Genomic DNA, 13,724 nt, shown 5'->3' on the forward strand with positions numbered 1-13,724 from the left:
AGAGACATGACCGAACAGCACCCCACCAGCACCGACGCGTCGACGACGCCGGACGCACCCGTCGTGGTCGCGATCGACGGACCGGCCGGCAGCGGCAAGTCCAGCGTGAGCAAGGCCGTCGCCCGTCGGCTCGGCTACCGCTACCTCGACACGGGCGCCTGGTACCGCGCGCTCGCGCTCCACACGCTCGATGCAGACGTCGACCCGGAGGACTCGGCGGCGGTGATCGGCTCGCTCGACGCGTTCGGTGGCGCCTTCACCGTCTCACTCGACCCGGACGTGACCGCGTTCACGCTCGGTGATCGCGACGTCACGGACGAGATCCGCGGCCCTCGCGTGACGGCCGTCGTGTCCGCCGTCGCCCGTGTCCCGGAGGTGCGTGCATGGATCAACGAGACCTTCCGATCGCTCATCGCCGACGTCGACCGCCCGGGCATCGTCGTCGAGGGACGCGACATCACCACGGTGGTCGCACCGGATGCTCAGGCTCGGATCCTGCTCACGGCATCCGAAGCGGCTAGAATGGCCAGGCGTTCAGCGGAATTCGAGAGCCACCCTGCCGGCGACGTCGCGGAACAACTGCAGCGGCGTGATCGGGCGGACTCCAGGGTCGTCGACTTCATGAACGCGGCGGACGGAGTGACCACGGTCGACTCCACGCACATCGACTTCGACGAGACGGTCGACGCGGTCGTCCGCGTCACCGAATCCCTCACAGCAAGGAACTCCCATGGCTCACGATGACGAGCAGTTCGACGGAGGCCCCGACGACCTCGCGGACCGCCTCCAGGACATGGACGAGGAGCTCGCGACCCAGCGGGCCGCGTCCCTCCGCTCCGGCCTGGCCGACTACGACCTCGAGGGCGACGACCTCGACATCCTCGACGGCGCGACGGAGGACCCGGACGAGATCCGCTTCCTGCCGGCGCTGCCCGTCGTGGCGATCGTCGGACGACCGAACGTGGGCAAGTCCGCGCTGGTGAACCGCATCCTCGGCCGTCGTGAGGCCGTCGTGGAGGACACCCCCGGTGTCACCCGCGACCGCGTGAACTACAAGGCCGAGTGGAACGACCGTCGCTTCACGGTCGTCGACACCGGTGGGTGGGAGCCCGATGCCAAGGGCATCGACGCATCTGTCGCGGCCCAGGCCGAGATCGCCATCGACCTCTCCGACGTCGTGATCTTCGTGGTCGACGCCATGGTCGGTGCCACGGCGACCGACGAGCAGGTCGTCAAGCTGCTCCGCAGGACCGGACGCCCCGTCTTCCTCGTCGCCAACAAGGTCGACGACGCCCGTCAGGAGCCGGAGGCCGCAGCGCTCTGGAACCTCGGCCTCGGCGAGCCCCACCCGGTCTCCGCGATCCACGGTCGTGGTGTCGCCGACCTCCTCGACAAGATCCTCAAGGTCCTCCCGCAGGTCTCGGCCGTCGCGAAGGACGAGTTCGGCGGCCCCCGCCGTGTCGCGATCCTCGGACGCCCGAACGTCGGCAAGTCCAGCCTGCTCAACAAGACCGCAGGCGAGGAGCGCGTCGTCGTCAACGACCTCGCCGGGACCACCCGCGACCCGGTCGACGAGCAGATCGAGCTCGGCGGCAAGATCTGGCGCTTCGTCGACACCGCAGGCATCCGTCGCCGGGTGCACCTGTCGCAGGGTGCCGACTTCTACGCGTCGCTCCGCACGAGCACGGCGCTCGAGAAGGCCGAGGTGGCCGTCGTCCTCATCGACGTCACCGAGGTGATCAGCGAGCAGGACGTGCGCATCATCGACCTCGTCCTCGAGAGCGGTCGCGCCCTCGTGCTCGCCTTCAACAAGTGGGACCAGCTCGACGACGAACGCCGGAAGTACCTGGAGCGCGAGATCGAACAGGACCTCTCGCACGTGTCCTGGGCGCCGCGCGTCAACATCTCCGCGCGCACGGGCCGCCACTTGGAGCGTCTCGTCCCAGCCCTCGAGGTCGCCCTCGAGTCGTGGGACATGCGTATCCCCACCGGCAAGTTCAACGCCTTCCTCGCCGAGCTCACGGCGGCGCACCCGCACCCGTTGCGCGGTGGCAAGCAGCCCCGCATCCTGTTCGGCACGCAGGCCGCGAGCCGTCCGCCGACCTTCGTGCTCTTCACGACCGGCTTCCTCGATCCCGGTTACCGTCGCTACGTGGTCCGTCGCCTGCGCGAGATCTGGGGCTTCGAGGGCACGCCGATCAACGTCAACATGCGCGTCCGCGAGAAGCGCCAGCGCTGAACCGCGGCGTCCGTCTGCCTGACGGTGGCGACGAAGGCCCGGGACCACTCCATGAAGTGGTCCCGGGCCTTCGTCGTCCTGGTCGAGGCGTGGTCAGGGGCGAGCGAGGGCGGGCTCGTCCGCTGGCGCCGAGGCGGGCTCGTGTTGGGCCTGGAACGGCCACCAGCTCGGGAGCAGCTCGCCGATGACCTCGAGGAACGACGCGATGTCGCGTGGTGCAGGGGTGTCGAGCCAGACGCGGAACGCCGCGACGGAGCCCGCGGCGACGAAGTGCGCTGCCGATCGCGTGAACAGCTCGCGCTGCTCCTCGCTCAGACATTCGGCGTGGGGGAGGGTGATCGCCCCGCGCTCGAAGATCTCGAGCACCGTCGAGGTGAAGACGCGGTTGAGCATCGGCTGCAGACTCGCACCGATGAGGTCGTCGCCGAGACCGACGCGGTAGATGTCGGCGCGCTCGTCGATGTGGCGGAGCGCCGCGACTGTGGCGCTGGTGATCGCCGCCGGGGCGTCGTCCGCGGAGACGGTCGCCAGGTGGGTCATGCTCAGTTCCGTGAGCTCCTCGGCGAGGACCGATTCGAGCAGTTCGCACGGCGCCGCCGCGTGCTGGTAGAAGGTCGATCGGTTGATGCCGGCGCGTGCGGCGATCTCCGAGACGGAGATCTCGGAGGTGGGGCGTTCGGCGGCGAGTTGCAGGATCGTGCGCGCGAGCCGTGCCCGCGTCCGGCGTTGACGTGCATCCATGAGGGTCCTTCGCGTGGGTTCGGTGCGGCGGGCGCGAGCGCTGCCGATGCAATACTGGAGTTCAATATATAACATATTCTGCACGTGGTGTGGAGATGACGGTGGGCAAGGGGGTGCCGCCCAGTGTTTCGTGCCAGGCTGGTCCAATGACTGATGCGCATCCTCCCGGCGGCCCCCTCCGGGACGCCGGGGATGCCTGGGTCGAATCCGGGGACGGCCGCAAGTTCTGGGGGAGGTTCGGTGCAGCAGGACTCCTCGTGCACGATCGGGCGCGCGGCGTGCTGTTGCAGCACCGGGCCGGTTGGAGCCACTTCGGCGGCACCTGGGGCATCCCGGGAGGCGCGCGTCACCAGTTCGAAAGCGCTGTCGACGGTGCGGTCCGCGAGTCGCACGAGGAGGCGGGTGTCCCCGCCGAGTCGATCGAGCTGCGGTTCGACTCCGTGCTCGATCTCGGGTTCTGGTCGTACACGACGGTGATCGTCGAGGCGGTCGAGCCGTTCGAACCCGTGGTGTCCGACCCGGAGAGCATCGCTCTCGCCTGGGTGCCGCTCGCCGAGGTCGAGACATTGCCTCTGCACCCTGGCTTCGCCGATTCGTGGCCCGGCCTGCGGTCGCAGCTCGAGCGCCGCGTCACGGTCGTCGTCGACGTCGCGAACGTCGTCGGCTCGCGACCCGACGGGTGGTGGAAGGACCGTGCGGGTGCCGCACAGCGGTTCGTCGCGCGCCTCGGCCGCCTCGCGCACGAGGGTCTCGACGCCCAGACGCTCGACCTCGACTTCAACCGCTGGTGGCCGGCCTACGTCGCCGTCGTGGAAGGACAGGCCCGCGGCGTCCACACCGATGACAGCGTACGAGAGCCCGGGCACGAACTGCGGGCCGGCGTCTCGATCGTCGACGCTGCGGGGAGTGGCGACGACGCGATCGTGGACGTCGTCCGTGAACTCGACGGGGCGGTCGTGGTGGTCACCTCGGACCGCGGGTTGCGCGAACGCGTCGAGCGTCTGGGCGCGACGACGCGCGGTGCCGGCTGGCTGACGGAGCTGCTCGACGCAGTGGGCTGAGGGCCGCTGCAGTCGCTCCACAGGGGCCCGCAACCCGTCGCCGTCATCACGGGAGACCGCTTTCCTGCACGTCGCCTGGGCGTTCAGTAGGGTTGGTGGCATGACCCTGTTCATCATCGTCGGCGCCGTCGGTCTCGTGATCGTCCTCATCTCCCTGGTCTTCGGTGAGATCTTCGACTTCCTGGACGGGGCGGTCTCGGCCACCGCGTTGGGGAGCGCGTTCACCGTCTTCGGCGCCGTCGGCGCGATCGTGCTGGCGAACGGGTTGCCCGTCTGGTCCGCCTACGTCATCTCGGCCGTCATCGGTGTCCTCGTGCTCGTCGGCGTCCAGCTGATGATCCGGAGTTTCAAGCGTTCGGAGGACGGCACGCCGAGTTCACCGCTCGGTCTCTACGGCGTCGCCCGGTCGACCATCTCGGCGTCCTTCGGCGAGGTGAGCCTCGACGGCCCGCACGAGATCGAGACGCGCCTCGCGTTCTCCGACACGCGGATCGAGACCGGCAGTCGGATCCGCGTGGTCGAGCTCCAGGGTTCCCGCGTGAAGGTCGAACCCGTGTCGAGCGGAGCCGCTGCCGACACGCAGCCCTGATTCCATCCATCCACCAGCACGCCCTCGAGGGGAAGGCACCTGCCCTATGGACTTCATCACCACCAACATCACGGTGATCGCCGTGATCGCACTCGTCGTGGTGGCGCTCGCGATCGTCGCGTTCGTCGCCGGACGCATCAAGCGCGTGCCGCCGAACCAGGCGCTCGTCATCGTCGGTCGGGGGGCCGGCGCCAAGACGGGTGAGCCCGATGGCGGTCAGCGCGTCGTCATCGGTGGGCGGGTGTTCATCTGGCCGATCCTGCAGCAGGGCTTCCCGATCTCGCTCGAGCAGCGTCAGATCGGCATCGTCGTGGAGGGTGTCGACACCAACTTCATCAAGGTCGCCATCCAGGCGAGCGTGAACTTCAAGGTCTCCGGCACGCCGGAGGGTGTGCGCCGTGCCGCGCAGCGCTTCCTCTCCCAGCAGGGGTCGCTGACGCAGATCATCCAGCAGTCCCTCGAAGGGTCGCTGCGTTCCATCATCGGCAACATGCCGATCAAAGAGATCATCTCCAACCGCAACGCCCTGTCCGAAGCGGTGGTCGAGGCGACCAAGACGGATCTCGCCGAGCAGGGCCTCCAGGTCGACCTGCTGAACATCTCCGACATCTCGACGCCGGGCACCAACTACCTCGCCGACCTCGGGCGCGCGGAGAACGCGCTCGCCCGGCAGAACGCCGAGATCAAGGAGGCAGAGACCGCTCGTGCGTCCGAGTTCGCGCGGATCGAAGCGGCGGAGCAGGTCGCGGAGCGTCAGAAGGCGCTGAGCCTCAAGCAGGCGACGATCAAGGCGGAGACCGACCGCGCGAACGCCGAGGCCGAGGCCTCCGGTCAACTGGCCACGGCGCAGCAGGACCGTCTGGTCGCGGAGCAGGAGCGTGAGGCGCTCGCCGAGAAGGCGAAGGTGGAGCAGGAACGCCTCGACATCGAGGTGCGCAAGCCGGCCGAGGCCGACGCCTACGCGACGGTCCAGCGCGCGCAGGCTGCCCGAGACGCAGCCAATGCCGCGACGGAGGCCGACGCGTTCAAGCGCAAGACCATCGCCGAGGCCAACAAGGTCGCGGCCGTGCAGGACGCCCAGGCCGCTGCAGAGTCCGTGCGCCTCGCCGGTACCGCTGAGCGCGACAAGCAGATCGCGCTGGCCGAGGGTATCCGCGCCCAGGGTGACGCGAAGGCGTCGGCCGTGGCCGCGGAGGGTCTGGCCGAGGCTGAGGCGATCGACGCGAAGGCGGAGGCGCTGAAGAAGTACGGTGAGGCTGGACTCGCATCCGAGATCATCGCTCGTCTGCCTGAGATCACGCGCGCCGTGTCCGAGCCGCTCGGCAACATCTCGAACCTCACGGTCATCTCGACCGAGGGTGCGTCGGCCGTCACGAAGACGGTCGGTCAGGTCGTCAGCGAGGTGCCGAAGGTCGTCAAGGACATCACCGGGCTCGACCTGTCCGCCCTCCTGGGCGGGGTCGCCGGTGGCGCACTGGGGGAGAACCTCCAGCAGGCGATGTCCGACAACGCCGCTGCGGCCGCGAAGCGTCAGCCGAAGACGCCCGCGTCGCCCGACGCCGTCTGAGTCGTTCGATCCTCGGGAGCCGGTCGCCTTCGGGCGGCCGGCTCCTGGCGTTGTTCCACCGTTCCTCGGGCGATTCACCGGTGTCGGTTTGGAGCTTGTCAAGCAGTCCGGTCGCATCCCCGGTCGGGCATACGCGCCCGCCTAGGGTGGAGGCATGCGTGCGGTGCGCGCGGTGTCATCTGGAGGATCGTCGTGGACCATCGAGGAAACACAGCCGAGCAGCGCGAGGGCGAGCAGTCGTCGGAGCCGACCGAGGCCGGAGAGGCACAGCGTCAGCGTCTGGCCGAACGGCCGTGGTTGTCGTCCTACGCCAGTGGCGTGCCAGCCGACATCGACGAGGTCACCGAGACGCTCGTCGACCTGCTCGACACCTCGGTCAAGCGTTTCGGTGATCGCATCGCCCTCGAGTTCTTCGGCGCGGAGACCAGCTACAGCGAGCTCGGCGAACAGGTCGCGCGAGCGGCCGAAGGGCTTCGCAAGCTCGGTGTGAAGCCGGGCGACCGCGTGGCCCTCGTGCTGCCGAACTGTCCGCAGCACGTCGTCGCGTTCTACGCGGCGCTCCGGCTCGGCGCGACGGTCATCGAGCACAACCCGCTCTACACGGCTCGGGAGCTGCGGCACCAGTTCGAGGACCACGGTGCGCACGTCGCGATCGTTTGGGACAAGGTCTACGACCTCGTCGCCGACCTCCCGGCCGACGTGATGCGCGGGCGGATCGTCTCGGTCGACATCACCCAGGCCCTGCCGTTGTCCAAGCGGCTGGCGCTCCGGCTGCCGGTGAAGCGTGCGCGCGAGTCGCGTGCGGCGATGACCGCGACACCGTCGGCGAAGCACGTGCTTCCGTGGGAGCGGCTGATCGGCGGACGGAAGCTGTCGAAGCGGGTCGTGCGTCCGACGCTCGACGACACCGCGCTCCTGCAGTACACGAGCGGGACGACGGGGGCGCCGAAGGGTGCCATCCTCACGCACCGCAACCTGCGGGCCAACGCGGCGCAGGGACGCGCCTGGGTGCCGGGCCTGAGCGAGGGTGGCGAGGTCTTCTACGGCGTACTGCCGCTCTTCCACGCCTATGGCATGACGCTGTGCCTGACGTTCGCGATGAGCATCGGGGCGCGGCTCGTGCTGTTCCCGAAGTTCGACCTGGAGCTGGTGCTCACGGCGGCGAAGAAGTCGCCGCCGACGTTCCTGCCGGCGGTGCCGCCCATCTACGACGCGTTGTCGCGTGCGTCGAGCCGCAAGGGCGTCGACCTGACGAGTGTGCGCTTTGCGATCTCCGGTGCGATGAGCCTGCCGGTGTCGACGGTGACGCGGTGGGAGGAGGCGACCGGCGGTCTGCTCGTCGAGGGCTACGGGATGACGGAGTCGTCGCCGGTGGCACTCGGCAACCCGATTGGTCCGTCGCGTCGGCCGGGCACTGTGGGAGTGCCGTTCCCGAGCACGGAGATCCGCGTCGTCGACCCCGAGAACCCGGCGGTGGATCGTGCGGCGGGGGAGTCGGGCGAGCTGCTGCTCCGCGGCCCTCAGGTCTTCCAGGGCTACTGGGGCCGTCCGGACGAGTCGCGTGAGGCGTTGCTCGAGGGCGGCTGGTTGCGGACCGGTGACATCGTGACGGTGTCGGCGGACGGCTTCGTGACCGTCATCGACCGGGTGAAGGAGCTCATCATCACCGGTGGGTTCAACGTGAGCCCGTCCGAGGTGGAGGAGACGCTCCTGTCGCACCCGGACGTCGAATCGGCCGCCGTGGTCGGCCTGCCGCGCGACTCCGGTGGCGAGGACGTGACGGCCGCGGTCGTCATGCGTGCCGGGACGGTGTTCGACGCCGGCTCGCTGCGCGACTACTGCCGGACCCGCCTCACCGCGTACAAGGTGCCGAAGCGGGTCGTGCAGCTCGACGAGCTGCCGACGTCGCTCATCGGCAAGGTGCTGCGACGCAAGGTGCGCGACCAGCTCGTCGCGGACCGCAAGGCCGAGTAGCGCTGCGGTCCCGTCGGGCACGTGCCCGTCCTCGCGGCACGTCATGCAAGGCGTGCCGCAGATGCTTCGGCGTGCCGCAGTGGTCAGCCGCGGGACTCGGGGTGCAGCCAGTGGCGCACGACCGGGATGAGCAGTGACAGCGCGACGAAGGTGATGGCGCCGCCGATGACGGCGTCGTCGATCGGCGTGTTGCGGCTGACCTGGACGATGCCGGAGCCGATCGCGACGGGCAAGGCGGTGAGGGCCGCGACGCGGACCTCTTTCCAGTAGTGGCTGTAGCGCATGGGGTCCTCCATCGGGTGGCCGGATCGGTCCGTTCGTCCTGTCACGCGATTGCGGACGAGTCACGGTAGCGTGCCCCGTCCGGGGGCGGGCAGGGGAGACCTCCCACCCGACGAGTGCGGCCTGTCCGAGGCTTGTCTGGGCCGATCTGCCGTCCCCGGAGTCGTGTCACGGAGCGCTCTCGGAATCCGCTAGACTGTTCGAGTTGTCTTCTCCGCCCGCGGGGATGGCATCGGGCTGTGGCGCAGCTTGGTAGCGCACTTGACTGGGGGTCAAGGGGTCGCAGGTTCAAATCCTGTCAGCCCGACCAGGAAGTCCCGGAAACCGTCTGGTTTCCGGGACTTTTTCCGTTGGTCCGCACCACGCCCGGCGCTCAGGACCGCTCGTCGAACGCCCTGCGGCTCGCCTCGATCGTCGGGACGTGCTCACCGGCCCACTCGGCGAGCGCCACCGCGTGCGGGATGAGCGATTCGGCGAGGTCGGTCAGCTCGTACTCGACCCGTGGCGGCACTTCGGCGAAGGTGGTGCGGGTGACGAGGCCGTCACGTTCCAGGTTCCTGAGGGTGAGGGTGAGCATGCGTCGGGAGATGCCCGGGATGCGCTGCTCGAGCTCGGTGAACCGGAACGGGCCGTCATGGAGCGTCGCGATGAGGAGGAGCGCCCACTTGTCGGCGATGCGGTCGAGCAGTGAGCGGATGGCCTTGCCCTGGTCGCCCCGGACGGAACACAGCCTCTGGTAGCGGAACACGGCACCCCTCGCGGCTCGGTCACACGCGTGTGCCTTTTGTACGCCGGTCCGATCCGGTCCACACTTGCGTTGGTTACCTATCGTAACCATCAACGCACACACGCACTCGGAGGTTGCACATGGTCATCGCCTACTGGATCGTCGCAGGACTGCTCGCGGTCCTGTACCTGTACTCGGGCGGCATGAAGCTCGTGCGCTCGGCGAATCAGTTGCGCCCCATGATGGCCTGGGTCGACACCATGCCGCTGTGGACCGTCCGCGTGATCGGCGCCCTCGAGATCCTGGGCGTGGTCGGCCTCATCCTGCCACCGCTCGTGGGCGTCCTCACCTGGTTGACCGTCGCGGCCGCGGTCGGCCTCGTCCTCGTGCAGATCGGTGGCATCACCGTTCACGTGCGTCGCGGCGAGTTCCGGGTCCTCGGGCTGAACGCCGCCCTGCTCGTGCTCGCCGCCGTCGAGATCTGGCTGGCGACGATCTGGCTGTAGCGGTGGCGGATCGGTGCCTGCCTCGTCAGCCGACTCAGGGCACGAGCACGACGCGCCCGAACACGTCCCCGGCGTCCATGAGACGGTGCGCCTCGGCTGCATCGCTCAGCGGCAGGGTGTCGTGGATCACCGGCGAGAGCGCGCCTCGGACGGCGTCGTCGAACACCTCGGCTCGCACCCGGGCGAGTTCCTCGCGCGGCACGGTGTCGAGGCTCAGCGTTCCGAAGGTGATCGATCGGCGGAAGCCGGCCAGCAGCGCCGTGCCGAAGTCGGCAGGCGGGAACCCGCCCACCACGCCCACGGCGATCAGGCGGCCGTTCGGCGAGAGCCGCTCGATGAACCGGGGGAGGTCGGGGCCGCCGACGATGTCGAGGATGACGTCGAACTCCACCGGGGCGTCCTCATCGCCCGCGCCGGAGCGGTCGAGCACGTGGGTTGCACCGAACGCCCGCAGTCGCTCCCCGCGTTCCGGGGACGACGTGGTGACGGCGATGACCCCGGCGCCGGCACGAGCGGCCAGCTCGACGCCGGCCAGGCCGATACTCCCGGCGGCGCCGCGCACGAGGACGGATTCGCCCTCGGTCAGGCGAGCGCGTTCGAGCGCGAAGTGCGCGACCGGGAACGCGCTGCCCAGCGTGACCGCCTGGACGGACGTCAGGTCGGACGGCAGCTCGACGATCTCGTCGGCGCGCGCGGTCACGTACTCGGCGTACGCACCCGAGGTCCCCGTGAACGCCCAGACCCGTCGACCGACCCACGCGGGATCGACGTCCGGCCCGGTCGCGGTGATGACGCCAGCGGCTTCACTCCCCGGGATCATCCCCGAGTCGCGAGCGGCTTGGGCGATCCCTCCCCGGCGGATCACGACGTCGACCCCGCCGACGCCGGCGGCCTCCGTTCGAACGAGGACCTCACCGGCCCCGGGCGTGGGGACGGGCAGGTCCGTCACCTCCATTCCACTCGGGTCGCCGAAGGTGCGGATGATCACTGCGCGCATGGGTGCACTCCGTTTCACGGCGGGGGATCTGACCCGCCTCCCGAAACGTAACGGACGCACCCGTCCACTTGAGTAATGTGAGACACATGTCCGCGACACTGCCTCAGAACCTGCGTTCCGACGCGCAGGAGAACCGTGACCGCGTCCTCGCCGCAGCCCGCGATCTGTTCGGGACGGACGGCCTCCACGTGACGATGCGGGAGATCGCCCGCCGAGCCGGTGTCGGGCCGGCCACCCTCTACCGACGGTTCCCGACCAAAGCCGATCTCGTCAGGGCCGCCTTCGTGGACGAGCTCGGCGCCTGCCGCTCGATCGTGGTCGACGCCCTCGCGGACGCAGACCCCTGGCGTGCCTTCCGCGGCATCATCGAGGAGGTCCTGGTCCTCAACGCCCGCAACCAGGGGTTCACGGACGCGTTCCTCGCCGCCTACCCGGATGCCGTCGACTTCCGGACCCAGCGCGAACAGGCCGTGCGCGCGGTCACCACCGTCGCTCGTCGCGCCATCGACGCCGGCGCGCTGCGCGCGGACTTCGTCCTCGACGACTTCCTCGTGGTCCTGCTCGCGGCTCGCGGACTCTCGACGACGACGGAGACGGAGCGCGTCCGAGCTGCACGACGCTACGCCGCACTCGTGATCGACGGCCTGCGTGCGTCAGACCGGCACGAAGCGCTCCCGCCAGCGCCGCGACTCATGTCGAGCGTCATCCCGGCGTAGGCGTGTGCCCGTGCCCGCGGTGACCCGGATGACCACTACCCGGCACCGAGTCGTGGGCGTGTCCGGTGGCAGGTCAGCGCTGCTGCGACGCGACCAGAGCCTCCAGGGCGGCCAATCGGTCTGACGAGTCGCCGGTGATCTCGGCGACCGTGACGTGGTCGGCGATGAGATCGGGCTCGTCGACGAGATCGAGCAGGACGGCGTTCATGGCCGTCCGCAGCTCCAGGTCTTCGTCCGCGCCGACGTGGATCCCGTCGTTCGGCGTCAACGGCAGGACCACCAGCACATCCACCGTCTGGAGCGCCGAGGCGGTGCGGGAGGTCGCCCGCTCGAGGAACCCGGTGTCGAGGTCGGTGCCGGCCAGTTCCGCTGACGCGAGGAGGTATGCGAGGAAGTCGAGTGGCCCGCGTTCCGCGATGACGTCTCCGTCATCCGACTCGTCCAGCAGTCGGTCCGCCGAGAGGCGTAGCTGGGCGGCGAACATGGCGCTGCTCGGGACGTCTCCGGCGTCCTCCACGAGGTCGAACAGCTCCCCGAGGACCGTGAACTCCGGGTGGCGGAGCGCGAAGTCCGCGATGAGCGTGCTCTTCCCGCTGGCGTGGGTGCCCGACACGACGATCTTCACGGGACCGAGGATAGACCGTGTTCCGCTCGCCGGCTCTGGCGCGTCAGCTGATGAGATGCTCGGACGCCTCCCACAGCCGGCGAGCGTGTCATCCCGGCGTAGGCCGTGGACGTACGTCACGAGTCGACGCGTTCACCCTGCGTCAGCGGTGATCGGGGTGAAGACGTTGACGAGGTTGCCGTCGGGGTCGCGGAACAGCAGCGACCGGTTGCCCCACGGCATGTCCGTGGGTTCGTTCACGAACGTCTCCACGACGCCCTGCAGCCTCGTGTAGACCGCGTCGACGTCCTCGACGAGTAGATCGAGGATGACGGATCGGTTGGCTCGCGGTGCGGCGGCGTCCTCGCCCAACAGCGGGATGGTCGCCGAACTGGCGATGGCGAGCGTGCCGGTGTCGGTGCGCACCTCGGCGAACAACGGGTGCAATCGTGCCGCGGTCGCACCGGTGACCCGTTCGTAGAACGCGACCAGGGTGTCGACGTCGTCGGTGATGATCCGGGTGGCTGCGAGGTGCATGCGTGTCTCCTTGGCTGGTGGTCTTCCCCCACAGGTGCGGGGCGGTGACGACGATAGAGCCAATATCGGACCGTTTTCGCCCGGTATTCTCATGAGATGGGACATACCGGCTCGCCGACTGCTCGAGCGCTGCAGTTGCTCGAGCTGCTGCAGTCCGCGGAGATCCGCAGCGTGCCAGAGCTCGCCGAGCGGTTGGGCGTGGACGAACGGACCGTGCGCCGCTCCGTGCAGCGTCTCGTGGACATGGATGTCCCGATCGAGTCGGTGCGCGGTCGCTACGGCGGGTACCGCCTCGCCGTCGGCCGACGCGTGCCGCCGATCATCCTCACTGACGAGGAAGCGGTCGCCGTCTTCCTCGGCTTGAGCGAAGCCCAATCGTCCTCGGACTCCCCGGACGTCGCAGCGCAGATCGCCCTCGCGAAGATCCGACGATCCCTCCCGGCCGCGTCCGTGGATCGCCTCGAGGCGGTCATGCAGTCCGCAGCGCTGAGGCCGTCGCGCCACGACGTGCCCGACGCGGGCGTCCTGCTCACCGTGTCGGACGCGATCCGAGCGAGACGCCCCGTGGAACTGCGCTACTGCGACGCGGAGGACACGCCTTCGCGTCGCACGGTGCATCCGTTCGACCTGCTCGTCCATGCCAGTCGTTGGTACCTGGACGCGTTCGACGTCGAGCGAGCGGAGGAGCGCACCTTCCGGGTCGACCGCATCCGATCGGCGCGGACGCTGCCCGGCGTCGTCTCGGGCCCGGGTGCTCGAGCGGAGCGCCCTCCACTCGTCGATCGCTTCGCGGGGGCGGACTACCGATGGCACGTCCGGTTGCGCATCCAGGCGAGCGTCCCGCAGATCCGGGCCCACTTCCCGGAGAGCGTGGCCGTCGTGGAGTCGATCGATGACGCACCCACCTGGCATCGGGTCTCGATCCGAGCCAAACGCCTCGACTGGCTTCCAGCGGTGATCGCCGGGCTGGGGGATCATGCGGTGATCGTCGACGAACCCGAGGATCTCCGCGAACTCCTCCACGCGACAGCGACGCGGATGCTCCGCATCGCACGCGGCGCGGATGGGACGCCTCCGCTCCCGTAGGGCGCGACCATGCGAATCACGTCGAAGCACGCCGCTGGTCGCCCGGGGTGGCGGTGACTGTTACGGGTTCCAGCGGGCGTGCTCGGAGCGCCGGCCGT

General features: G+C 69.3%; 15 protein-coding genes and 1 tRNA gene. 10 read left to right on the top strand and 6 right to left on the bottom strand.

Annotation, left to right across the window (positions count from 1 at the left end; all coding sequences use genetic code 11):
• Positions 1–6 precede the first annotated feature (6 nt).
• Both cmk and der read left to right on the top strand, forming a co-directional pair.
• On the top strand, positions 7–744 hold the full coding sequence (gene cmk, locus AC4PMY_RS17070) for a (d)CMP kinase (protein ID WP_064295487.1): 738 nt from the start codon (positions 7–9) through the stop codon (positions 742–744).
• The gene (gene der, locus AC4PMY_RS17075) at positions 731–2,239 is read left to right on the top strand and encodes a ribosome biogenesis GTPase Der (protein ID WP_064295486.1); all 1,509 of its coding nucleotides are present in this window, start codon (positions 731–733) and stop codon (positions 2,237–2,239) included. The genes cmk and der overlap by 14 nt, the downstream gene beginning before the upstream one ends.
• Before the next feature lie 93 nt (positions 2,240–2,332).
• On the opposite strand, the gene AC4PMY_RS17080 is transcribed toward der, so the two are convergent.
• The gene (locus AC4PMY_RS17080) at positions 2,333–2,980 is read right to left on the bottom strand and encodes a TetR/AcrR family transcriptional regulator (protein WP_071260718.1); all 648 of its coding nucleotides are present in this window, start codon (positions 2,978–2,980) and stop codon (positions 2,333–2,335) included.
• 146 nt (positions 2,981–3,126) lie between these two features.
• Here AC4PMY_RS17080 and AC4PMY_RS17085 point away from each other — a divergent pair, with 146 nt between their 5' ends.
• From AC4PMY_RS17085 to AC4PMY_RS17100, 4 genes are all read left to right on the top strand, one after another.
• Positions 3,127–4,041 (top strand): NUDIX domain-containing protein, encoded by a 915-nt coding sequence (locus tag AC4PMY_RS17085; RefSeq protein WP_491623263.1) that lies wholly within the window; start codon positions 3,127–3,129, stop codon positions 4,039–4,041.
• Positions 4,042–4,141: 100 nt separating this feature from the next.
• Positions 4,142–4,630 (top strand): NfeD family protein, encoded by a 489-nt coding sequence (locus tag AC4PMY_RS17090; RefSeq protein ID WP_079002642.1) that lies wholly within the window; start codon positions 4,142–4,144, stop codon positions 4,628–4,630.
• A 46-nt stretch (positions 4,631–4,676) separates the two neighbouring features.
• The gene (locus AC4PMY_RS17095; RefSeq protein ID WP_064295482.1) at positions 4,677–6,197 is read left to right on the top strand and encodes a flotillin family protein; all 1,521 of its coding nucleotides are present in this window, start codon (positions 4,677–4,679) and stop codon (positions 6,195–6,197) included.
• A 279-nt stretch (positions 6,198–6,476) separates the two neighbouring features.
• The gene (locus AC4PMY_RS17100) at positions 6,477–8,171 is read left to right on the top strand and encodes a long-chain-fatty-acid--CoA ligase (RefSeq protein WP_491623374.1); all 1,695 of its coding nucleotides are present in this window, start codon (positions 6,477–6,479) and stop codon (positions 8,169–8,171) included.
• Positions 8,172–8,254: 83 nt separating this feature from the next.
• On the opposite strand, the gene AC4PMY_RS17105 is transcribed toward AC4PMY_RS17100, so the two are convergent.
• Positions 8,255–8,455, bottom strand: a complete 201-nt coding sequence (locus AC4PMY_RS17105) for a hypothetical protein (RefSeq protein WP_071260713.1) — start codon at positions 8,453–8,455, stop codon at positions 8,255–8,257.
• A 231-nt stretch (positions 8,456–8,686) separates the two neighbouring features.
• Here AC4PMY_RS17105 and AC4PMY_RS17110 point away from each other — a divergent pair.
• Positions 8,687–8,763, top strand: a tRNA-Pro gene (locus AC4PMY_RS17110).
• A 63-nt stretch (positions 8,764–8,826) separates the two neighbouring features.
• Here AC4PMY_RS17110 and AC4PMY_RS17115 read toward each other — a convergent pair.
• On the bottom strand, positions 8,827–9,201 hold the full coding sequence (locus tag AC4PMY_RS17115; protein ID WP_071260711.1) for a winged helix-turn-helix transcriptional regulator: 375 nt from the start codon (positions 9,199–9,201) through the stop codon (positions 8,827–8,829).
• Positions 9,202–9,320: 119 nt separating this feature from the next.
• Between AC4PMY_RS17115 and AC4PMY_RS17120 the strand changes: the two genes are divergently transcribed.
• Positions 9,321–9,686 carry a DoxX family protein gene (locus AC4PMY_RS17120; RefSeq protein ID WP_071260709.1) on the top strand — a complete coding sequence of 122 codons (366 nt, stop codon included), beginning with the start codon at positions 9,321–9,323 and terminating at the stop codon, positions 9,684–9,686.
• 34 nt (positions 9,687–9,720) lie between these two features.
• Here the strand turns inward: AC4PMY_RS17120 and AC4PMY_RS17125 are convergent, their stop codons facing one another.
• Positions 9,721–10,683: a zinc-dependent alcohol dehydrogenase family protein gene (locus tag AC4PMY_RS17125; protein ID WP_071260707.1), complete on the bottom strand. Its 963-nt coding sequence runs from the start codon at positions 10,681–10,683 to the stop codon at positions 9,721–9,723.
• Between the two features lie 86 nt (positions 10,684–10,769).
• Between AC4PMY_RS17125 and AC4PMY_RS17130 the strand changes: the two genes are divergently transcribed.
• Positions 10,770–11,399, top strand: coding sequence for a TetR/AcrR family transcriptional regulator (locus tag AC4PMY_RS17130; RefSeq protein WP_491623264.1), 630 nt, complete (start codon positions 10,770–10,772; stop codon positions 11,397–11,399).
• A gap of 73 nt (positions 11,400–11,472) precedes the next feature.
• Here AC4PMY_RS17130 and AC4PMY_RS17135 read toward each other — a convergent pair whose 3' ends face one another.
• Positions 11,473–12,024, bottom strand: coding sequence for a DEAD/DEAH box helicase family protein (locus AC4PMY_RS17135; RefSeq protein ID WP_491623265.1), 552 nt, complete (start codon positions 12,022–12,024; stop codon positions 11,473–11,475).
• A gap of 132 nt (positions 12,025–12,156) precedes the next feature.
• The gene (locus AC4PMY_RS17140; protein WP_491623266.1) at positions 12,157–12,540 is read right to left on the bottom strand and encodes a VOC family protein; all 384 of its coding nucleotides are present in this window, start codon (positions 12,538–12,540) and stop codon (positions 12,157–12,159) included.
• 96 nt (positions 12,541–12,636) lie between these two features.
• Between AC4PMY_RS17140 and AC4PMY_RS17145 the strand changes: the two genes are divergently transcribed.
• Entirely contained in the window at positions 12,637–13,626 is a 990-nt protein-coding gene (locus tag AC4PMY_RS17145) for a helix-turn-helix transcriptional regulator (RefSeq protein ID WP_491623267.1), read from the top strand.
• Positions 13,627–13,724 lie beyond the last annotated feature (98 nt).

It is taken from the genome of Plantibacter sp. MDV22-iso1, assembly GCF_058408345.1.

Coding starts and splice junctions, on each gene's coding strand:
- AC4PMY_RS17130 (WP_491623264.1), top strand. CDS start 10,770: ATGTCCGCGACACTGCCTCAGAACCTGCGTTCCGACGCGCAGGAGAAC.
- AC4PMY_RS17125 (WP_071260707.1), bottom strand. CDS start 10,683: ATGCGCGCAGTGATCATCCGCACCTTCGGCGACCCGAGTGGAATGGAG.
- AC4PMY_RS17140 (WP_491623266.1), bottom strand. CDS start 12,540: ATGCACCTCGCAGCCACCCGGATCATCACCGACGACGTCGACACCCTG.
- cmk (WP_064295487.1), top strand. CDS start 7: ATGACCGAACAGCACCCCACCAGCACCGACGCGTCGACGACGCCGGAC.
- AC4PMY_RS17105 (WP_071260713.1), bottom strand. CDS start 8,455: ATGCGCTACAGCCACTACTGGAAAGAGGTCCGCGTCGCGGCCCTCACC.
- AC4PMY_RS17085 (WP_491623263.1), top strand. CDS start 3,127: ATGACTGATGCGCATCCTCCCGGCGGCCCCCTCCGGGACGCCGGGGAT.
- der (WP_064295486.1), top strand. CDS start 731: ATGGCTCACGATGACGAGCAGTTCGACGGAGGCCCCGACGACCTCGCG.
- AC4PMY_RS17145 (WP_491623267.1), top strand. CDS start 12,637: ATGGGACATACCGGCTCGCCGACTGCTCGAGCGCTGCAGTTGCTCGAG.
- AC4PMY_RS17090 (WP_079002642.1), top strand. CDS start 4,142: ATGACCCTGTTCATCATCGTCGGCGCCGTCGGTCTCGTGATCGTCCTC.
- AC4PMY_RS17120 (WP_071260709.1), top strand. CDS start 9,321: ATGGTCATCGCCTACTGGATCGTCGCAGGACTGCTCGCGGTCCTGTAC.
- AC4PMY_RS17095 (WP_064295482.1), top strand. CDS start 4,677: ATGGACTTCATCACCACCAACATCACGGTGATCGCCGTGATCGCACTC.
- AC4PMY_RS17080 (WP_071260718.1), bottom strand. CDS start 2,980: ATGGATGCACGTCAACGCCGGACGCGGGCACGGCTCGCGCGCACGATC.